General features: G+C 73.9%; 14 protein-coding genes and 3 pseudogenes. 12 read left to right on the top strand and 5 right to left on the bottom strand.

Features of this window, described 5'->3' with window-relative positions:
- Window positions 1-126 precede the first annotated feature (126 nt).
- A pseudogene (locus ABZ920_RS12815) lies at window positions 127-1,617 on the top strand (cellulase family glycosylhydrolase).
- Window positions 1,618-1,647: 30 nt separating this feature from the next.
- Window positions 1,648-3,393 (top strand): glycoside hydrolase family 6 protein, encoded by a 1,746-nt coding sequence (locus tag ABZ920_RS12810; protein WP_361502549.1) that lies wholly within the window; start codon window positions 1,648-1,650, stop codon window positions 3,391-3,393.
- 309 nt (window positions 3,394-3,702) lie between these two features.
- On the opposite strand, the gene ABZ920_RS12805 is transcribed toward ABZ920_RS12810, so the two are convergent.
- The gene (locus ABZ920_RS12805; protein ID WP_361502546.1) at window positions 3,703-4,893 is read right to left on the bottom strand and encodes a zinc-dependent alcohol dehydrogenase; all 1,191 of its coding nucleotides are present in this window, start codon (window positions 4,891-4,893) and stop codon (window positions 3,703-3,705) included.
- Between the two features lie 136 nt (window positions 4,894-5,029).
- Window positions 5,030-5,494, bottom strand: coding sequence for a MarR family transcriptional regulator (locus ABZ920_RS12800; RefSeq protein ID WP_361502543.1), 465 nt, complete (start codon window positions 5,492-5,494; stop codon window positions 5,030-5,032).
- A 268-nt stretch (window positions 5,495-5,762) separates the two neighbouring features.
- Between ABZ920_RS12800 and ABZ920_RS12795 the strand changes: the two genes are divergently transcribed.
- From ABZ920_RS12795 to pcaD, 7 genes and pseudogenes are all read left to right on the top strand, one after another.
- Complete coding sequence (locus ABZ920_RS12795; RefSeq protein ID WP_361502703.1) at window positions 5,763-6,545, top strand: CoA transferase subunit A; 783 nt, start codon at window positions 5,763-5,765, stop codon at window positions 6,543-6,545.
- Window positions 6,545-7,189: a CoA transferase subunit B gene (locus ABZ920_RS12790; RefSeq protein WP_361502540.1), complete on the top strand. Its 645-nt coding sequence runs from the start codon at window positions 6,545-6,547 to the stop codon at window positions 7,187-7,189. Before ABZ920_RS12795 ends, ABZ920_RS12790 begins: the two co-directional genes overlap by 1 nt.
- Window positions 7,186-7,467: pseudogene (locus ABZ920_RS12785) on the top strand (3-oxoadipyl-CoA thiolase); the annotation flags it as partial. The gene ABZ920_RS12790 and the pseudogene ABZ920_RS12785, both read left to right, overlap by 4 nt.
- Window positions 7,468-7,517: 50 nt before the next feature.
- Entirely contained in the window at window positions 7,518-8,291 is a 774-nt protein-coding gene (gene pcaH, locus ABZ920_RS12780; protein WP_361502537.1) for a protocatechuate 3,4-dioxygenase subunit beta, read from the top strand.
- A 7-nt stretch (window positions 8,292-8,298) separates the two neighbouring features.
- The gene (gene pcaG, locus ABZ920_RS12775) at window positions 8,299-8,904 is read left to right on the top strand and encodes a protocatechuate 3,4-dioxygenase subunit alpha (protein ID WP_361502534.1); all 606 of its coding nucleotides are present in this window, start codon (window positions 8,299-8,301) and stop codon (window positions 8,902-8,904) included.
- A complete protein-coding gene (gene pcaB, locus ABZ920_RS12770) occupies window positions 8,901-10,247 on the top strand; it encodes a 3-carboxy-cis,cis-muconate cycloisomerase (protein ID WP_361502531.1) in 1,347 nt (448 codons plus the stop codon). The genes pcaG and pcaB overlap by 4 nt, the downstream gene beginning before the upstream one ends.
- Entirely contained in the window at window positions 10,244-11,371 is a 1,128-nt protein-coding gene (pcaD, locus tag ABZ920_RS12765; protein ID WP_361502528.1) for a 3-oxoadipate enol-lactonase, read from the top strand. The genes pcaB and pcaD overlap by 4 nt, the downstream gene beginning before the upstream one ends.
- A 438-nt stretch (window positions 11,372-11,809) precedes the next feature.
- On the opposite strand, the gene ABZ920_RS12760 is transcribed toward pcaD, so the two are convergent.
- Window positions 11,810-14,479 (bottom strand): AAA family ATPase, encoded by a 2,670-nt coding sequence (locus tag ABZ920_RS12760; protein ID WP_361502525.1) that lies wholly within the window; start codon window positions 14,477-14,479, stop codon window positions 11,810-11,812.
- Between the two features lie 294 nt (window positions 14,480-14,773).
- On the opposite strand from ABZ920_RS12760, the gene ABZ920_RS12755 reads away from it, so the two are divergent.
- Window positions 14,774-15,793: a DUF2510 domain-containing protein gene (locus tag ABZ920_RS12755; RefSeq protein WP_361502523.1), complete on the top strand. Its 1,020-nt coding sequence runs from the start codon at window positions 14,774-14,776 to the stop codon at window positions 15,791-15,793.
- A gap of 483 nt (window positions 15,794-16,276) precedes the next feature.
- Here the strand turns inward: ABZ920_RS12755 and ABZ920_RS12750 are convergent, their stop codons facing one another.
- Window positions 16,277-16,891: a TetR/AcrR family transcriptional regulator C-terminal ligand-binding domain-containing protein gene (locus tag ABZ920_RS12750; protein WP_361502520.1), complete on the bottom strand. Its 615-nt coding sequence runs from the start codon at window positions 16,889-16,891 to the stop codon at window positions 16,277-16,279.
- Between the two features lie 226 nt (window positions 16,892-17,117).
- On the opposite strand from ABZ920_RS12750, the gene ABZ920_RS12745 reads away from it, so the two are divergent.
- Entirely contained in the window at window positions 17,118-17,915 is a 798-nt protein-coding gene (locus ABZ920_RS12745) for a phosphatase PAP2 family protein (protein WP_361502517.1), read from the top strand.
- Window positions 17,912-18,718 (top strand): annotated as a pseudogene (locus tag ABZ920_RS12740) (hypothetical protein); the annotation flags it as partial. The gene ABZ920_RS12745 and the pseudogene ABZ920_RS12740, both read left to right, overlap by 4 nt.
- A gap of 607 nt (window positions 18,719-19,325) precedes the next feature.
- Here the strand turns inward: ABZ920_RS12740 and ABZ920_RS12735 are convergent.
- Window positions 19,326-20,147 (bottom strand): phospholipid scramblase-related protein, encoded by an 822-nt coding sequence (locus ABZ920_RS12735; protein WP_361502514.1) that lies wholly within the window; start codon window positions 20,145-20,147, stop codon window positions 19,326-19,328.
- Window positions 20,148-20,186 lie beyond the last annotated feature (39 nt).

The raw sequence follows: 20,186 nt of genomic DNA, 5'->3' as shown, positions 1-20,186 counted from the left end.
GATCGAAATATTTCGCAAGCCCCTAGGAAACCCGCCCGGTTGACGCTACCTTCGTCCGCACCAGTGGGAGCGGTTCCAATCAGTCGACGCGTCCGTCACGGCGCGCCAAGCTGCAAGGAGTCGCTCATGCGACACCCCCCGCGTTCAGTACTTTTAGCCGTCGTCGGCGCGTTCGCTTTTGTCGGGGGCATGACTATTCCGGTGGTGGCGGCGCAGGGAGCACAGCCCGCCTGCTCGGTGGAGTACTCGGTCACCAGCCAGTGGGACAGCGGCTTCCAGGGCTTGGCGAAGATCACCAACAACCTGGCTGCGCTGAGCAGTCGGAAGCTCACCTTCGACTTCGCGAGCGGTCAGAAGGTCACCCGGGGCTGGAACGCCGAGTGGTCCCAGTCCGGCACCACCGTCACCGCCGGCAACGAGAGCTGGAACGGCTCCCTCGGCTCCGGGGCGAGTGTCAGCGCAGGCTTCGTCGGCTCCTGGTCGGGCAGCAACGCCGTGCCGGTGGCGTTCCAGCTCAACGGCACCACCTGCAACGTGGACACCGGTCCCACGACACCGCCGCCGACCGATCCGCCGCCCACCGATCCGCCACCGTCGAACGGCACCGCGCCTGCGCTGCGCGTGTCGGGCAGCAAGCTCGTGGACGCCGACGGCACAACGCGCCGACTGCTCGGTGTGAACCGCTCCGGCGGCGAGTTCATGTGCGTACAGGGCCGCGGCATCTGGGACGGGCCGATGGACGACGCGGCGATCAAAGCGATCACCGACTGGAAGGCGGACGCGATCCGCATCCCGCTCAACGAGGAATGCTGGCTGGGACTTTCCCACATCAAGCCCGAGTACGGCTGCGCCGCCTACATCAACGCCGTCAAGGACGTGGTTGCTCGCGCCGAGGCACACGGCCTGGCCCCGATTCTCGACCTGCACTGGACGTACGGTCAGTACACCGGTAACTCGGCCGGCTGCTCGGACGTGCACGCGGGCTGTCAGAAGCCCATGCCGGACGCGCGTACGCGCCGTTCTTCTGGTCCTCGGCCGCGAGCGTCTTCAAGGACGACCAGGCGGTCGTGTTCGACCTGTTCAACGAGCCCTCCCCGGACCGCGCCACCACCACGACCACCCAGGCGTGGTAGTGCTGGCGCGACGGCGGCAGCTGCCCCGGCATCGGGTACGAGGTCGCCGGCATGCAGGATCTGGTCGACGCCGTACGTGGAGCAGGCGCGAAGAACGTCGTCATGGCCGGCGGGCTCGCCTACTCCAACGATCTCAGCCAGTGGCTGACGTACGAGCCGGCCGATCCGGCGGGCAATCTCACCGCCGCATACCACGTCTACGACTTCAACGCCTGCGTGAGCGCCGGCTGCTGGAGCTCCACCCTCGCCCCGGTCGCCGCCAAGGTGCCGCTGGTCGCCGGAGAGATCGGCGGGAAACACCTGCTCGCACTCCTTCGCCGACCAGGTCGTGAAGTGGTTCGACGACCACAACATGTCCTACCTCGGCTGGACCTGGAACACCTGGGACTGCTCCTCCGGGCCCTCACTGATCTCCGCCTACGACGGCACACCCACCGCGTACGGCGTCGGGTTGCGTGATCACCTGCGCGCCCTCAACCCGTAACTCCCCACAGGAAGAAGGAAACCCGCACTCATGAGTCACACCAGGACATCGCTGCTCGCAGCCCTGGCGCTGGTCGCCGGGTTGTCGGGGACGGCGCTCGTCGTCGGTCAGGCCGACGCTGCCACCTCGGCCATCCCCTGCACCGTCGATTACAAGATCCAGAGCCAGTGGGACACCGGCTTCACCGCCGCCGTGACCATCACCAACAACGCGGCCGCCAAGTCGGGTTGGTCGGTGAAGTGGTCGTACGCCGGAAACCAGAAGATCACCAACGGCTGGAACGCGAAGATCAGCCAGAACGGTGCCGACGTCACCGCCGCCAACGAGAGCAACAACGGCACCCTCCCGAGCGGGGGCGCGGTCGGCTTCCGCTTCAACGGCTCCTACAGCGGCACCAACAGCGTGCCCGCCACATTCACGCTCGACGGCGTCACCTGCAACGTCGACAGCGGGGGCGGCACTGGCGGAGGTAGCGGGGGCGGCACCGGCGGAGGCACTGGCGGCGGCGGTGGCGACACCGGCGATCGCGTCGACAACCCCTACACCGGCGCCAAGGTGTACGTGAACCCCGAGTGGTCCGCGAAGGCCGCCGCCGAACCGGGCGGCAGCCGCATCGCCGACCAGCCCACCGCCGTCTGGCTCGACAGGATCGCCGCCATCAACGGCGTCAACGGCGGCATGGGCCTGCGCGCCCACCTCGACGAGGCGCTGAAGCAGAAGGGCTCCGGCGACCTCGTCGTGCAGTTGGTCATCTACGACCTGCCCGGCCGTGACTGCGCCGCTCTGGCCTCCAACGGCGAACTCGGGCCGAACGACATCGACAAGTACAAGTCCGAGTACATCGACCCGGTCGCCTCGATCCTCTCCGAGTCGAAGTACGCGGGGCTGCGGATCGCCACCGTCATCGAGCCCGACTCGCTGCCCAACCTGGTCACCAACGCCGGCGGCACCAACACCACCACCGACGCCTGCGTGACCATGAAGAGCAACGGCAACTACGAGAAGGGCGTCTCCTACGCCCTGGACAAGCTCGGCGCCATCCCCAACGTCTACAACTACATCGACGCCGGTCACCACAGCTGGCTCGGCTGGGACTCCAACCTCGGCCCCGCCGTCCAGGAGTTCGCCAAGGTCGCCACGACCAACGGCGCAAGCGTGAACGATGTCGCCGGGTTCATCGTCAACACCGCCAACTACAGCCCCACCAAGGAGCCGAACTTCAAGGTCACCGACACCGTCAACGGGCAGTCGGTGCGGCAGTCGAAGTGGGTGGACTGGAACCAGTACGTGGACGAGCAGTCCTTCGCCCAGGCGCTGCGCGACAAGCTCGTCGCGGCCGGCTTCAACTCCGGCCTCGGCATGCTGATCGACACCTCCCGCAACGGCTGGGGCGGCTCCGCCCGGCCCACCGGCCCCGGTCCGCAGACCTCCGTCGACGACTACGTCAACGGCAGCCGCATCGACCGGCGCATCCACGCCGGGAACTGGTGCAACCAGAGCGGCGCAGGCCTCGGACTGCGGCCCACCGCCGCTCCCGCCGCCGGAGTCGACGCCTACGTCTGGGTCAAGCCGCCGGGCGAGTCCGACGGGTCCAGCTCCGCCGTCCCCAACGACGAGGGCAAGGGCTTCGACCGGATGTGCGACCCGACGTACGGCGGCAATGCCCGCAACGGCAACAACCCAACGGGCGCACTGCCGAACGCTCCGGTGGCTGGGCACTGGTTCTCCGCCCAGTTCCAGCAGCTGATGCAGAACGCCTACCCGCCGCTGTCATGATCCGCTGACGCGGTGACCCCGCCGGGGCCCCAGCCACTTCAGGCCGTGGCCCCGGCGATCATTTTCCCTGGACCTCGGACGGCTGTCACCGCGCGCTCGCCGCGCACCGGCAGGCCGCCCCGCCGCGCCTGGCTGACCCGGACATCGCGCAGGCAGTCGAGCGTCAGACCGCCGCGATGTGTGAGCTCAGCCGCCGCGTGTTCCCGGAGACCGGGAATGGGCCCGGGCGGGCCCGGGAGGCGCGGGGGCGCGGGCCGGGTGGGTCCTCCACGAAAGGCGCGGGCCCGGGCGGTCCCCAGCAGGCGGGTGTCAGGGCTTGATCAGCACCTTCACCGCGCCGTCCTGCTTCTTCTGGAACATCTCGTACGCGTGCGGCGCGTCCGCCAGCGACACCTTGTGGGTGGCGAAGTCGTCCACACCGAGCGGGTCCTCGTCCGTCAGGTAGGGCAGGATGTCGTCGGTCCAGCGGCGGACGTTGGCCTGGCCCATCCGCATCTGGATCTGCTTGTCGAAGAGGGTCAGCATGGGCATCGGGTCGGCCATGCCGCCGTAGACGCCGGACAGCGAGATGGTGCCGCCGCGGCGGACCAGCTCGATGGCGGTGTACAGGGCGGCCATCCGGTCGACGCTGAAGCGCTCGGCGATCGGCCCGCTCAGGGCCCGCGGCAGCACCGCGGCGGTCTGCTGGACCAGCCGGGCGGCTACGCTGCCGTGCGCCTCGGTGCCGACCGCGTCGATGACGGCGTCGGGCCCGCGGCCCTCGGTCTCGTCCTGGATGGCGGCGACGAGTTCCTTCTCGTTGTCGAAGTCGCGCAGGTCGAACGTCTCCACACCCCGGCCGCGCGCCCGGGCGAGCCGCTCGGGCACGAGGTCGACGCCGAACACCCGGGCGGCGCCCCGCGCGAGTGCGATCCGGCAGGCCATGTCACCGATCGGCCCGAGGCCGAGCACGGCGACCGTGCCGCCGCGCGGCACGTCGGCGTAGGCGACGGCCTGCCAGGCGGTCGGCAGCACGTCCGACAGGTAGACGAAGCGGTCGTCCGCCGGCCCCTCCGGGACCTTGATCGGGCCGTAGTGCGCCTGCGGGACGCGCAGGTACTCGGCCTGGGCGCCCGGCACCGCGCCGTACAGCCGGGTGTAACCGAACAGGGCGGCGCCCATGCCCTCGCTGGTGACCTGGGTCGTCTCGCACTGGGTCTGCAGTCCCGAGGAGCACATGTAGCAGCGGCCGCAGGAGATCTGGAACGGCACCACGACCCGGTCGCCCGGCTTCAGGCCGGTGACCTCCGGGCCGACCTCCTCGACGATGCCCATCGGCTCGTGGCCGAGGATGTCGCCGGGTGTCATGAACGGGGTCAGCACCTCGTACAGGTGCAGGTCGGAGCCGCACAGACCGCTCGAGGTGATCCGGATGACGGCGTCCGTCGGCTCCTCGATCTTCGGGTCGGGCACCTCCTCCACACGGACGTCGCGCTTGCCCTGCCAGGTCACGGCCTTCATCCCGTCGAGCTCCCTCCGTCGTGTCAGTGCGCGGCCGGGTACCCCGGCGCCGCCCGCCCAACCGGCGCCGCGTCGCACGCGGCCGGGCCGAGCGGTCGGCCGCCGGGACCCGGACGTCCCGCCCGGGTCCCGGGGCTCAGGACCGTGCGGGCACGGGCTCCCCGGGGTTGCGCAGGCCCTCCGCCGCGTCCGCGACCCGCCGGATCAGGTCGAAGAACTGGGTCTGCTCCTCCGGATCGAGCGGGGCCAGGAAGACCTGGTTCATCCGGGCCGTGCGCACGCTGAGCCTGCGGTGCGTGCGCTGCCCCTCCTCGGTCGGGCGCAGCAGGGAGCGCCGGCCGTCCTGCGGGTCGCGCACCTTGTCCAGCAGACCGCGGCGGCCGAGCCGGCTGACGACCTCGGCGATGGTGGAGCGGTCCAGGCCCACGCGCTCCCCCACCGTGCGCTGGTCCAGCCCGGGCTCGGCGACGAGCGTGTTCAGGACCGCGAACTGCGGCGAGGTGATCTCCTCGGAGACCATCGTGTTCCACAGCAGGTAGTGCGCCTGCTGGAGCCGCCGGGCCAGATGCCCGGGGTGGGTCGTGAGGTCCACCGCGCCCATGTGCGCTCCTTGGCGTGATTCCGTCGGTCCGGCCGTGTCGTTCCAGCTGGCACGATTCGTAGGTGCACTGAACGATACCCCCACTCGGGTGACCAGCTTCGCCGGATGCACCGATGTCCGATCCGCGTTCCACCCGCCGCCCACACCTGGTTCATTGGGGCCTTGACGACTCAGGTCACCGGTGGCAGCGTGTGGGAAACCTCGCGGAAATACTCAGTGCGCTGACTAACCGGCCGCTGAACGCTCGGTAGAGATGGGGCTTGTTTCGATGGACAAGGTGGTCGCCACAGCCGTGGAGGCGGTGGCGGACGTGCCGGACGGCGCGTCGCTGGCGGTGGGCGGTTTTGGACTCAGCGGGGTGCCGAACGTGCTGATCCAGGCGCTGTACGAGCGCGGGGTCGGCGGGCTGTCGGTCGTCTCCAACAACTGCGGGGCGATGGAGTGCGGGCTGGCCGTGCTGCTCTCGGCGGGCCGGATCGCCCGGGTGACCGGCTCCTACATCGGCGCCAACAAGGAGTTCGCCCGCCAGTACCTGGCCGGCGAGCTCGAGGTCGAGCTGATCCCGCAGGGCACCCTCGCCGAGCGGCTGCGCGCCGGCGGCGCCGGCATCCCCGCCTTCTACACCCCGGCCGGCGTGGGCACGCAGGTCGCCGACGGCGGGCTGCCCTGGCGCTACGACGGGCAGGGCGGGGTCGCCCTCGCCTCGCCGCCGAAGGAGGTCCGCGAGTTCGACGGCGCCGAGTACGTGCTGGAGCGCGGCATCCGCACCGACTTCGCCCTCGTGCGGGCCGCGAAGGGCGACCGGCACGGCAACCTGGTCTTCGGCAAGTCCGCCCGCAACTTCAACCCGCTGGCCGCGATGGCCGGACGGGTGACGATCGCCGAGGTGGAGGAGCTGGTCGAGCCCGGCGGCATCGACCCGGACGCGGTGCACCTGCCGGGCATCTTCGTCCAGCGGGTGGTGGCGCTCACGCCGGAGCAGGCCGCAGACAAGCAGATCGAGAAGCGGACGGTGTCCGCGCCCGCCGCGGGGAAGACGGTGAACGCCTGATGGCCTGGACGCGCGAAGAGATGGCGGCCCGCGCGGCGCGCGAGCTGAAGGACGGCAGTTACGTCAACCTCGGCATCGGCCTGCCGACCCTGATCCCCAATCACCTGCCCGAGGGCGTCGAGGTGGTCCTGGAGTCGGAGAACGGCATCCTGGGCACCGGCCCCTACCCGGCCGAGGACCAGGTCGACCCGGACCTGATCAACGCGGGCAAGGAAACCGTCACGGTCCTGCCCGGCGCCTCCTTCTTCGACTCGGCGCTGTCCTTCTCCATGATCCGCGGCGGGCACATCGACGTCGCCGTGCTGGGCGCCATGCAGGTCTCGGCCCGCGGCGACCTGGCCAACTGGGCCGTGCCCGGCAAGATGATCACCGGGATCGGCGGGGCGATGGACCTGGTGCACGGCGCGCGCACGGTCATCGTCGCCATGACGCACACCGCCAAGGACGGCTCGCCCAAGATCCTTGAGGAGTGCACGCTGCCGCTGACGGGCAGGGCCTGCGTGAACCGGATCATCACCGACCTGGGCGTGCTGGACGTGACCGGCGACGGGCTCGTGCTCGTCGAGACCGCGCCCGGCGTGACCGTGGACGAGATCGCCGCGAAGACCGACGCCGAGCTGACCGTCGCGAAGGGGTGCTCGTGAGGGACGTCTGCGTCGTCGACGCCGTGCGGACCCCGTTCGGCGGGTACGGCGGCGGCCTCGCCGCCGTCCGCCCGGACGGCCTGGCCGCCCGCGTGATCCGCGAACTCGCCGCCCGTGAGCCCTCGCTCGACCCGGCCCGGATCGAGGACATGTACTTCGCCGGTGCCGGCGGCGCCGGCGCCGGCGAGGACCACCGCGACGTCGCCCGCACGGGCGCGCTCCTGGCCGGCCTGCCCACCTCCGTACCCGGCGTCACCGTCAACCGGCTGTGCGCCTCCGTCGGCGTGGACCAGGACCTCGCCCTGGCCCTCGAACGCTAGGAAAACCCATGGCTCTCACCCAGCACGACATCGACCAGGAGATCGCGGCCGAGCACGCCGCGTACGAGAAGCGGGTCGCCGGCGGCGCGCCCGTCGAGCACCACCCGCGCCGTGACTACGCCCCCTACCGGTCCTCGGTCCTGCGCCACCCCAGGCAGCCGCTGGTCGCCATCGACGTCAGCAAGGACCCGGAACTGGTGGAGCTGTCCTCGCCCGCCTTCGGCGAGCGGGACATCACCGGGATCGACAACGACCTCACCCGGCAGCACACCGGGGAGCCGGTCGGCGAGCGGATCACCGTCTCGGGCCGGCTGCTGGACCGCGACGGGCGCCCGGTGCGCGGCCAGCTCGTCGAGATCTGGCAGGCCAACTCCGCCGGCCGGTACGCCCACCAGCGCGAGCAGCACGACGCGCCGCTGGACCCCAACTTCACCGGTGTGGGCCGTACCCTGACTGACGCGGACGGGTTCTACCGCTTCACCACCATCCAGCCGGGCCCCTACCCCTGGCGCAACCACGTCAACGCCTGGCGCCCGGCGCACATCCACTTCTCCGTCTTCGGCTCGGCCTTCACCCAGCGGCTCGTGACGCAGATGTACTTCCCCAACGACCCGCTCTTCCCCTACGACCCGATCCTGCAGTCCGTGACCGACGACGCCGCCCGGCAGCGGCTGGTCGCCACCTACGACCACAGCCTGTCGGTGCCGGAGTTCTCGCTCGGCTACCACTGGGACATCGTGCTCGACGGCCCGAAGGCCACCTGGATCGAGGAAGGACGCTGACCGCGCCATGACGAAGATCGACACCGACCGGCCGGAGAGCGTGCTGCCCACCCCGTCGCACACGGTCGGCCCCTTCTACGGCTACGCCCTGCCCTTCCCGGGCGGCGAGGACGTCGCGCCGCTGGGCCACCCGGACACGGTGACCGTGCACGGCTACGTCTACGACGGCGAGGGCCGGCCCCTGCCGGACGCCCTGGTGGAGGTGTGGGGGCCGGATCCGGACGGCAACGTGCCGACGACGGACGGCTCCCTGCGCCGCGACCCCGCCTCCGGCGGCTTCCTCGGCCGCAACGGCGTGGAGTTCACCGGCTTCGGCCGCATCCAGACCGACGCCGACGGCCACTGGTACGTGCGGACGCTGCGGCCCGGCGCGCGCGGGCGGAACGCGCCGTACCTGAGCGTGTGCGTGTTCGCGCGCGGCCTGCTCGTGCACCTGTTCACCCGCATCTACCTGCCCGGCGACGAGGCGGCGCTCGCCGCCGACCCGCTGCTCGCCCGGCTGGAGCCCGCGCGGCGCGACACGCTGATCGCCGCGCCGGAGGCCGGCGGCGCCCACCGGTTCGACATCCGCCTCCAGGGCGAGGGCGAGACGGTCTTCCTGGAGTTCCGGTGACCTCGGCAGCCGGCGACGGTCCCCCGGAGTACGACGCCGGCCTGCTCGGCCCCGGCTGGGCGGGCTCGGCGGCGGCGGCCGCGACCAGCGACGGCGCGTACCTGCGGGCCCTGCTCGACGCGGAGGCCGCGCTCACCCGCGCCCAGGCCGCGCTGGGCCTCGCCCCGAACGGGGCGGCGGACGCGGTGACCCGCGCGGCCGCCGGCCGGTTCGACACGCGCTCCCTCGCGGAGCGCGCCCGCAGCGGCGGCAACCCCGTCATCCCCCTGGTGGCGGACCTCACCCGCGCCGTCGGCGAGGAGCACGGACCGTACGTCCACCGGGGCGCCACCAGCCAGGACATCCTGGACACGGCGACGATGCTGGTCGCCGTGCGCGCCCTGGAGCCGGTACTGGCCGACCTGGGGCGCACCGAGCGGGCGCTGGCGCGCCTGGCCGCCGAGCACCGCGACACGGTGATGCCGGGCCGCACGCTCACGCAGCACGCGGTGCCGACGACGTTCGGCCTGAAGGCGGCCGGCTGGCGCTCCCTCGTGCTGGACGCCCGGGACCGCGTCACGCGGGTGCGGGAGGCGCTGCCGGCGCAACTCGGCGGCGCGGCGGGCACCCTGGCGGCGTTCTCCGCGTACGGCGCCGGCGACGCGACGGCGCTGCCGGGCGCCTACGCCCGTGAACTGGGGCTGGCGGAGCCGCTGCTGCCCTGGCACACGCTGCGCACCCCCGTCGCCGACCTCGCCGGGTGCCTGGCCTTCACGGCCGGCGCGCTGGGCCGGATCGCGGAGGACGTGCTCACCCTGTCCCGCACGGAGATCGCCGAGCTCGCGGAGGGCAGCGGCGGCGGTTCGTCGGCCATGCCGCACAAGGCGAACCCGGTGCGGTCCACGCTGGTCGCGGCGGCGGCCCGGCGCGCGCCCCAGCTCGCGGCGACGCTGTACGGGTCCCTGGCGGCACCGGACGAGCGGCCGGCCGGCGCCTGGCACGCCGAGTGGGAGCCGCTGCGCGACCTGCTGCGGCTGACCGGCGGCGCCGCCCGGGACGCCGCGGAGCTGACCGAGGGGCTCCGGGTGCACGCCGGCGCGATGCGGGACCACCTCGCCCTGACGCACGGCCTGATCGTCTCCGAACGGCTGTCCGCGGAGCTCGCCCCGCTGCTAGGCCGGGCCCGGGCGAAGGAACTGCTCACCGAGCTCGCCCGGCGCAGCTACGCCGAGGGGCGCGGCCTGCGCGACCTGCTCGCCGAGGAGGACGACGTGCGGGGCGCCGACCTCGACGCGCTGACCGACCCCGCCCGTTACACCGGCTCCGCCGGAGCCCTCACCGACCGCGCCCTGGAGCGACGTTGACCCAGAAACTCCTCAACCACCGCCTCGAAGGTTCCGCTTCGGCTCCCCCGCTGCTGCTCGGGCCGTCGCTCGGCACGTCGTACGCCCTGTGGGACAAGGTCGCGCCCGAGCTGTCGACCGGGCACCGGGTGGTCCGCTGGGACCTGCCCGGGCACGGCGGCTCCCCGGCGGACCTCGTCGGCCCCGGCGCCACCGTCGGGGACCTCGCCGCTCTGGTGCTCGCGCTCGCCGACTCGCTGGGCATCGACCGGTTCGCCTACGCGGGCGTGTCCCTGGGCGGTGCGGTCGGCCTGCACCTCGCCGTGCACCATCCGGAGCGGGTGACGTCCCTGGCCGTGCTCTGCTCCTCGGCGCACTTCAACGGCGAGGGGCCGTGGCGGGAGCGGGCCGAGCGGGTCCGGCGGGAGGGCCTGGACTGGCTGGTGGCGAGCGCCGGCGAGCGCTGGTTCACCGGCGGCTTCACGGACGAGGCGCTGGTCCGGGACCACCGCGAGGCCGACCCGGAGGCGTACGCCGCCTGCTGTGACGCGCTGGCCGCTTTCGACCTGCGCGAGGCGCTGCCCGGCATCACCGCGCCCACCCTCCTGATCGCGGGCCGGGAGGACCCGGCGACACCGCCCGCGCATCTGAGGGAGATCGCGGACGCGGTGCCCGGCGCGGCGCTGGCCGAGATCCCGGGCGCCTCGCACCTGGCGCCCGCGCAGTGCCCGGAGGCCGTGCTCACCGCGCTGCGGACGCACTTCGACGGGACGGCCCGCCGCGGCATGGAGGTGCGGCGGGCGGTGCTCGGCGACGCGCACGTCGACCGCGCGCAGGCCCGGCAGACGCCGTTCTCCGCCCGCTTCCAGGACTTCATCTCCCGGTACGCCTGGGGCGAGATCTGGACCGACGCGACGCTCGGGCGCCGCGAACGCAGCATGATCACGATGACGGCACTGGTCGCGCACGGCCACCTGGACGAACTGGCGATGCACGTGCGGGCCGCACGCCGCAACGGGCTCACGCCCGAGGAGATCGCCGCGGTACTGCTCCAGACCGCCGTGTACTGCGGGGTCCCGGCCGCCAACTCCGCGTTCGCGGTGGCCCAGCGGGTGCTGGCCGAGGAGGGGCCCGACGCGGACTGACCCGCCCGGCCCCGCCACCGGCCGCTCCCAGCCGCCCGGGACGCCCGCCCGGGGCGGCTGCGTCGCCCAGCCCCGCGGGCGCACGGCCGGGCCCACCCGTGCGGGGGTGAGCAGGCGACAGCGGCGGGGCCCTACGGGCGGGGCGGAGAGCTGACCGGCGCGGACAGGCGGACTGCGACGAGCACTCACGGGCAGGGGCGAGGCGGGGCGGACATCCCGGCCGGCGCGGGGCGGCGAGCGGCGGTTGACGCTCACGGGCACGGGCGGGGCGGGGCGGAGACCTGACCGGCACGGACGGGCGGACGGCGGCGGACGCTTACCCGTGGGGGCCGGGCGGAGGCCTGACCAGCACGGACAGGCGAACGGCGGCCGGGAGGCGAGCACGCGTCCGGCACCGCGGGCACCGCGGGACGAACAGGCGCCCGTGGCCCATAGGGGCTACCGCAAGTCCTCGGCGTCCAGGGTTCGGCGCGCCAGGTCCGCGAGTCCGTCCGCGCCGCACGAACGGGCCAGCGCCAGGCCCCGCTCGAGCTCCGCCACCGAGCGGATGGCGATGCCGTACTCGACGCGGGCGGCCGCGTGCTCGTACTGGCAGGGCGAGGCCTCCAGGTAGGCGACGGCCCGGGCGGCCAGGCGGACCGCGCGCTGCCCGGTCTCCAGGGCGGCGGCGCAGCGCAGGGCCTGCCCTATGGCGGTGTCCGTGCCGAACCGCTCGGCCTGGCGGCGGGCGTCGGTGGCGAGCTGGGCGGCGCGGGCCGGGTCGTCGGCGGCCAGGGCCCGGGCGAGGTCGACGGCCCAGGGCACCATCACCGGGTTGTGGTGGCCGCGGACGGTCGCCGCCTTCTCCGCGGCCTCCAGTTCGTTGATGCCGTCCTTCGTGCGGCCGACGGCGAGCAGCAGCCTGCCGCGCACGGTGCGGGGATCGGGGATGACGATGGTCGACGGGTACGGCGGCGCGAAGCCGTACTGCTCGGCCACCTGCCAGGCCTCCTGGACATGACCGCGGGCCAGCAGCGTGTCCACGAGGTTGCAGGTGGCGGTCCAGTACAGGGGCAGGCCGCGGCCCACGCGTTCGGCGACGCGCAGCGACTCGCGCAGCGTCCTCTCGGCCTCCCTGAGCCGTCCGCGTCTGCGGTGCCCGAGCCCGACATAGGCGAGGGCGAGCGCGAGGTGGCCGCCGCTCCAGCCGGCGCACTCGTAGGCGCTCAGGCCCTCGGTGTAGAGGGCCTCGGCCCGGTCGAGGCGATCGCAGTAGGCGTAGGCGCTGGCCAGCATCAGCAGCAGTTCGATGCCCCACTCGGTGTCGGTCCAGCCGAGTCCGGGGGCGAGGCGGCCGTTGACGAGGGCGCGGTCGCACAGTTCGGCGACCTCCTCGGCGTTCTCGCCGCGGGCCATGGCGTCGAAGCCGCGCAGGATGAGCAGGGCGCGCTCGGAGTTGTCGCGTCCGGTGCAGCCCGCCGCGAGTTCGGCGAGCCGCTGGGAGCGGCCGGGAGAGGTCGCCTCGCCCGCGTACAGGCCCTCCCACATGTACTGCACGGCCTGCAAGCGAAGCCGGGTGGGGCCCGCCTCGTGCCGGGCCGCCTCCGCCTCCACGGTGCGGACGGCCTCCTCCAGCTGGTTGTTGTGGAGCAGGGCCTGGGAGAGGCGGCAGACGGCGTCCACGCGGGTGTCGCCGTCGAGGCCGGGCATGGCCAGCGCGGTCTGCAGGTGCTCGATGGTGGTGGCGGGCGCGGTCAGCAGGGTGGCGCAGCCCAGCTCGTAGAGCACCCGCGCGTGCACCTCGGGGGTGGGCGGTTCCAGCAGGGCCCGCTCCAGGCAGCGGCGGGCCGCGTCGGGGGCGCCGACGGCGAGGTGCTCGCGGGCGGCCTGGCGCAGCTGCTCGACGAGTTCCTCGTCGTCGTCCGGGTGCACCTGGAGCAGGTGCCGGGACGCCGCGGCGGCGCCCATCCCGGAGTCGGTGACGAGCTGGGCCGCGATGCCGTGCATGGCGGTGCGCAGGGCGTCCGGGACGGAGTTGTACACGGCGCTGGCGATCAGCGGGTGCACGAACTCCAGGTCTCCGTGGCCGGCCCGGGCGTGCGCCGGGTCGGGGTCGGTCAGGATGCGGGCCCCGCGCAGCAGTTCGGCGCAGCGCCGCGCGTCGTCGGGGTTCATGGTGGCGAGCCGGGCGACGAGGTCCACGGAGATGCCGGTGCCCAGGATGGCGGCGGCCCAGGCGAACCGGGTGGCGTCGATGCCGAGGCCTTCCAGGCGGGCGACGAGTCCCCCGCCGCGGGCCGTGCGGTTCAGGGCGCGCAGTTCGCCGGCGTGGGGCTCGACCGGGTCCATCTCGCTGTCCTGCACCTTGGCGAGGAGTTCGACGGTCTCGTAGGGGTTGCCCGCGGTCACCGCCCACACCTCGCGGCAGAACGCGGCGTCGGCGTGCGGGCCGAGGGTGGCGCGGGTGAGACCGGCCGTCGCCTCCGGCGTCAGGGCGCTCAGGTCGCTGACGCCCGCGGCGGCGGCGACCTCGTCGAGGTGGCGGGCGCCGGCCGTGTCACCGGCCCGGCGGGCGATCACGACCAGCACGGACAGGTCGTCGAGGCGCTGGGTGAAGGCGGCGAGCCAGCCCAGGGTCTCCTGGTCGGCCCAGTGCGCGTCGTCGATCAGCAGCACCAGCGGCCACTCGCGCCCGGCGAGCCGGCGCACCGCGGCGACCAGCCCCTCGATCACGCCCTGCGGGTCGGCCTGGCGGCTGCCCGGTGCGGCGATGCCGAGCGCCGGGCCCGCGATGTCGTACCAGTCGCCGAGGTACTCGCGGGCCTCCTCGGGCATCAGCGACACGAGGGCGGGCTGGAGCAACTGCCGTACGACGTTGAAGGGGACGGAGCGCAGGATCTCGCCGCCGCGCGCCGACCAGACCGTGCAGCCGCGCCGTTCGGCGAGCCGCCGGGTCTCGGCGAGGAGCGCGGTCTTGCCGAGCCCCGCCTCCCCCTGGAACACCAGTGCACTCCCCGGGGTCGAGCGGTCCGCGCACAGGGTGTCGAGGGCCCGCACGACGGCGGCGACCTCCTCGTCGCGCTCCCACAGGGAAACCGAGGCGGCCTCACCCGGCCGTCCCTCCGTCATCCCGCTACCTCCCCAAGTCGCCCGAACGACGTACGACTGCGAGCCTAGCCCTCCGGCCGCCGCGGTGGAGGACCGTCCGGGCACGCATTGCCGTGTCGGGCGAACTGCGGTACAGGAGGCGACGCACGAAGGCGGTGACCTGCGCCGGTTGGCGGTCCTGCGGGTCAACGGGCAGTAAAGCAGGTCCACTTCGCCGCCGCCCCGCCGGGCGCGCGGTGGTGCGCCGGCACCGGCGGGCCGGCCGGTCCGGGGTCCTCTCATCCGGCTTTCACCGACGCCTCATACGGTGGGGGCATGACGCAGGTGACTCCCCCCGGGTGGTACCCCGACCCCGGGCAATCAAGTGACGGCCCCGCCACCGAGCGCTGGTGGGACGGTAAGGCATGGACGGACCGGACCCGCCCCGCCGGGACGGCCGCCGTATGGGGTCCCCCGCCGCAGCAGCAGCCGGCCGCCGGGGCGCCTCCGGCGTACCCGGGCCAGCCGGCGTACCCGGGCCAGTGGGCGTACCCGGGCTACCCCCCGTACCCCGCGCAGCCGCCGGCCGCCCCGCGCCGCGGTCTGCGCACGGGCATCGCCGTGGCCGTGGCCGCCGCCGTGCTGGCGAGCATCGGCGTGGGCGTGTACGCGCTGACCAAGGGCGACGACGGCGGCAACCGCGCCGGCTCCCGGCAGGGTCAGGAGGGCCCCGGCGGCCGGGGCGGCCCGTTCGGCGGCGGTCCGGGCGGGCCGGACGGCGACGGCGGGCAGTCGCCCTCGCCGGACGGGTCGGAGGCACCGAAGATCACCAGCGGTGCGGTGCCGGACCGGCTCAGCGGCATCAGCCTGCCCATTCCGGACGGCTGGTACGGCCGGCGGATGAGCGTGGGCGCGCAGGTCACCTCGGAAGGCTCGTACAAGTGCCCGGGTGACGCGACCCTGACCTGCACGCCGGGCGGCGCGTACTCGGCGCCCGCCCTGGCCCTGGGCGCCAAGGGCGGCACGGCCGAGGAGGTCGCGAAGGCCGACATCGCGGTCAACGCCCAGGAGTCCTACGGCGGGAAGACCTACGGTGGGATCACCTCGCACCAGGTGCTCGCCTCCAAGGCGGTGACCGTCGCCGGGCAGCAGGGCTACCTGGTCCGCTGGAAGGCGGTCACCAGCAAGGGCGCCGACGGCTACGTCGAGTCGCTGGCGTTCCCCTCGCCCGTCTCGCCCGAACAGCTGGTCGTCGTGCGGTTCGGCGTCGACGTCGGCCAGAAGCTGTCCGTCATCGACGAAATCACCCGGGGCATCAAGGCCTCCTCCGGCGGGGGCGACGGCCAGAACGTGTGATCCCTCCCGGGCCCGGGGCGTTGCCCGTCACCGGGTCCGGGGCACCCTTGTCCGTCACGGAGTTGGGGATCCCCACCCGTCCCGGTCCGGGATCCTTGTTACGTCACCGGGGCCGGGGCATCCCTGTACGTCCCGGGGTCCGGGGTCCCTGTACGTCACCGGGTCCCGGGTCGTGTACGTCACGGGCGGGCCCGGAGGCCTGTCCGCCGGATCGGGCCGGGGCAGGCCGGCCGCCGCCGGGGGCGCCCTCTGCGCCCGACCGGTCCGGAACCGGCCGATCCGGGAGGCCCGGCCGGCCGTGAGACCGCACGCATCGGCCGGGGTGGGACGACCGGTCACACGCTCCCGCACGCATCAGCCGGGCGGGGTCCCTCTCCGCTCCAGAGGAACCCCGCCCGGCCGGGGGTGCGCGCCGCCCCCGTCCCCACGGTGCGGCGCGGGCAGGTCACCGTCCAGTCATCCCGTGGACGGCGGCCCGCGTCTTCAGCCGAGGCCCAGCGCCGGCAGCACGGCGGCCTCCACGAACCGGACCAGGTAGTCCGGGTCGGCGTACTCCCCCTCCAGGAACGGCCGCACGCGCAGGACGCCGAGCACCTGCGCCGGCACGTACTCCAGCGCCGGATGGCCGGCGGCCACCTCCCCGCGCTCCACCCCGCGGCGCAGGATCTCCTTCAGCGCGGCGACCTCCGGCTCCACGAGTGTCTCGCGGAGCGCCTGCTGCAGCTCCCTGTCCTGCGTGATGGCGTGCCCGAGGGCCTGCAGGAGCCGGGTGTCGCGGCCCGACCACTCCCCCGCGGCCCGCGCCGCCCGGCGCAGGTCCTCCGCGAGCGAGCCGGTGTCGATGCCCGCGAGCCGCGAGCAGCGGTTGGCGCGCAGCGCCGCCGCCACGAACTGCGGCTTGGTCCTCCACTGCCGGTAGAGCGTGGACTTGCTGCACCGCGTGCTGGCCGCGACGCCCTCCATGGTGACGGCTTCGTAGCCGCACTCGCGGATCTGGTCGAGCACGGCGTCGAAGAACTCCTGCTCACGCTCGGGCGTGATCTTGGAGCGGCGCGAGGCTCCGACCGTCTCCGGTCGGTCCGCGGCCTGCGACGTCATCGCTCTCCTCCTCGCTCGCGCCCCGCGCTCCACGGGGCCTGTGTCCAGTGTGGCGCAGCCATCGGTACGCCAGTGTACCGGTACTCAAGCGTATCGGTACACTCTCGTATCGGTACAACGGCGTATCGGTACGCGACCGTATCGATGCCGTGCGGGAGGGTCCCGGACACGGCCGCACCACCACACGCACCACCACACGCACCACCGTCACCGAGGGGGCCCCGGGATGAACGCCCGCGCCAAGGCCGCCGAGAGGAAGACCGACGCGACAGCGCGGCCGCCGCTCGTCCGCGAACTCCTGCTCGTCACCGGGCTGTTCCTCGTCTACAAGGCGGGCCGGCAGCTGGCCGCGGGCCACACCGGCGAGGCCTTCCGCAACGCCCACCGGGTGTGGGACCTGGAACGGGCGGTGCACCTGCCCGGCGAGGCTTCGGTGCAGTCCCCCCTGCTGCACGGCGACACCCTGGCGCACCTCGCCAACACCTACTACGCGACCGTGCACTTCCCCGCCACCGCGGCCTTCCTCGTCTGGCTCTACCTGCGGCGCCCGGCGCACTACGTGTGGGCCCGGCGGGTCCTCGCGGCGGTCACGGCGGCGGCCCTGGTGCTGCACCTGGCGTTCCCGCTCGCCCCGCCCCGCATGCTCGCCACGACCGGCCTGGTGGACACCGCCCGCGTCTACGGCCCGTCGGTGTACGGCCCGCCGCGCACCGACCACCTGTCCAACCAGTTCGCGGCGATGCCGTCCCTGCACTTCGGCTGGGCGCTGATGGTGGCGGTCGGACTGATCCTCGCCACCCGGTCGCGCTGGCGGCCGCTGTGGCTGCTGCACCCGCTGCTGACCCTGCTCGTCATCGTGGGCACGGCGAACCACTACTGGCTCGACGCGATGGCGGCGACGGTGCTGGTCCTCGCCGCGCTCGCGGTCGTCCGGCTCCCGCAGCGCGCGGCGGCGGCCGTCGGGCGGCGCGCCGGCGGCCGCCTGCCGGCGCGGGAGAACGTCCTGGCGGGCGCGGGCCGGTGAGCGCCGCCCTGCTCGCCGTGGTCCTGTCGCTGTGCTCCGCCGTGGCCTACGCGGCCGCGGCGGTGGCCCAGGAACGGCTCGCCGCGCACGCCGGCGCGGCGGGCGTACGGCGGCTGCTGTGCCGGGGTGCCTGGTGGTGGGCCGTCGCACTGAACGCGGGGGCGGCGCTGCTGCACGTGGTGGCCCTCGCGTACGGCCCGCTCACCGTGGTGCAGCCGCTCGGCGCGCTGACGCTGGTGGCCGCGGTGCCGCTGGGGGCCCGGTCCGCGGGGCGCCGGGTCGCGGCGGCCGAGTGGCGCGGGACCGCGCTCACGCTCCTCGGACTCGGTGCCCTTCTCGTCGTGGCGTCCGGGCCCACGCCCGAGCAGGCGCTGAGCCCGGTCGAGGCGGTGGCGGTGGCGGGTGCCACGGCCGTCCTCATCGGCGCGCTGTCGCGGCCGGGCGCGCGGCCGGGGCTGCGGCACGCGGCCGCCTCCGGGGTGGCCTCGGGGGTCGCCTCCGCGCTCGCCCAGACCGTCACGGTCGCCGCGACGGACCGGTCGGGTCCGCTGCTGACCGGGCAGGTCGTCGTCACGGCGCTGCTCGTCGCCGCCTTCGCCGTCGGCGGGCTGCTGCTGTCGCAGACCGCCTACCGCGGTGGCCTCGGCGCCCCGCTCGCGGTGGTCACGCTGACGAACCCGGCGGCGGCCGGGGTGATCGGGCTGGCCCTGCTCGGGCAGGGCCTCGGCGGCGGCGCGGCGGGCGTCCTGCTCGCGCTGGCGGGCGCGGCGCTCGCCGCCTGGGGCGTGGTGCTGCTGTCCCGGACCGGCCACGGCACCGCGCCGGCGCCGGACGCCGAGTCCGTGCCCGGGGCCGGGCCCGCGCACGGTACCGGACGGACGCGAGCCGCCTGGCACACGCGCACCCGGGGCCGAAAGCGGCCGTCCGCGCGGGCGCGCGTTCCCCGGCCGGCGCGGACACGTGGACGGAGGCAGGCCCCTGGGCGGGCACGACGGGCCTCGACCGCGCACACCGCGTCCCGAGCGCACGACGGCGCGACCGATCGCGTCCCTCCCGGAGCGCACGACGGCACGGCCGCCGCCCCCATCCTCCCCGGAGTGCACGACGGCACCGCCGCGCACGCCACGTCACGGGCGCCCGGTGGTGCGGCCGAGCAGGGTGCCGTACGGACGTCCGACGGCGGCGACGTGTCCCCGGCCGGGCGCGCCGCCGCCCGCACGGCCGGGCGCCGCGCGGACGCGGCTGACGCGACGGGCACGGCGGGCGCCCGGCGCGCGGCCCGGACACGGCACAGCGGCCACGGGGCGCACCCCGTGGCCGCTGTCCTGGCCGTGCATCCCGGACCCGTTCCGGGAGAGCCGGCGCTGCCGCCGCCCGGACCCGGGCGCCTCACGCCGCCGTGACCGCCTGTCAGCCGAAGCCGCGCGCGTCCTGCTTGAGCGCGGTGTCGACGGTGAGCGCGGTCGCCACCACGAGGGTGCGCAGCGGCTCGGGCAGCTGGTAGTGGATCTGCAGGACGTAGTTGTCGGCGGTGGTGAACATCGTCTTCGCCAGGCCCTCCCACGTCTTGGTGATCCGGGCGACCTCGTTGTCGGCATGGTCGACGATGGCGAAGTTCCAGGCGCGCCAGTTCTCCGCCTTGATCGCGCCGACCTTCTGGCCGTTCACGTTCATCGCAAAGTTGATCTTGCCGAAGACGTTCTGCTGGACGATCTCGCCGACGGGCTGTCCGTCCGGGCGCGTGACGACGACCCGCGACTTGAAGATCTTCGCGGGCCGCGTCAGCAGCAGCTGCGGCCGGCCGTGGGCGTCACGGATCTCCAGCTTGTGCGTCAGGAACTGGTCGATGCTCCAGAGGAACCGCACGATCTTCCGCAGCGCGCCCTGCCCGACCTGGGTGACGGCGCCGATCTGGTTGCCGTTCTGGTCGAAGACCTTGTACTCGTTCGTCAGCTCGATCAGCTTGGCCTTCTGGTTCACCACCAGGACGGGCTCGCTGAAGAGGCTGCCGCCGCCGACGGCGCCCGGGGCGACCTCGGCCTGCTGCTGCACCTGGTGCTGGACGCGCGGGTCGGCACCGGCCGGCTGCGCCGGCATCTGCGGCGTGGCCTGGCCCTGCTGGTCGGCATGGGTGTGCTCGGTCCACTGGGAGCCGTCCCAGTAGCGGAGCGTCAGGGCGGCTCCGTGCGGATCGGGATACCAACCTGCAGGTGTGTTCGAATGCGTGGTCACCGGGGCACAGTACCGTGAGCCGGCCGGAAATCAACCGCC

Origin of the sequence: Streptomyces sp. NPDC046831 (genome assembly GCF_040645305.1) — a bacterium.
Taxonomy (GTDB): Bacteria; Actinomycetota; Actinomycetes; order Streptomycetales; family Streptomycetaceae; genus Streptomyces.
This window is presented reverse-complemented; position numbering and strand designations above follow the sequence as displayed.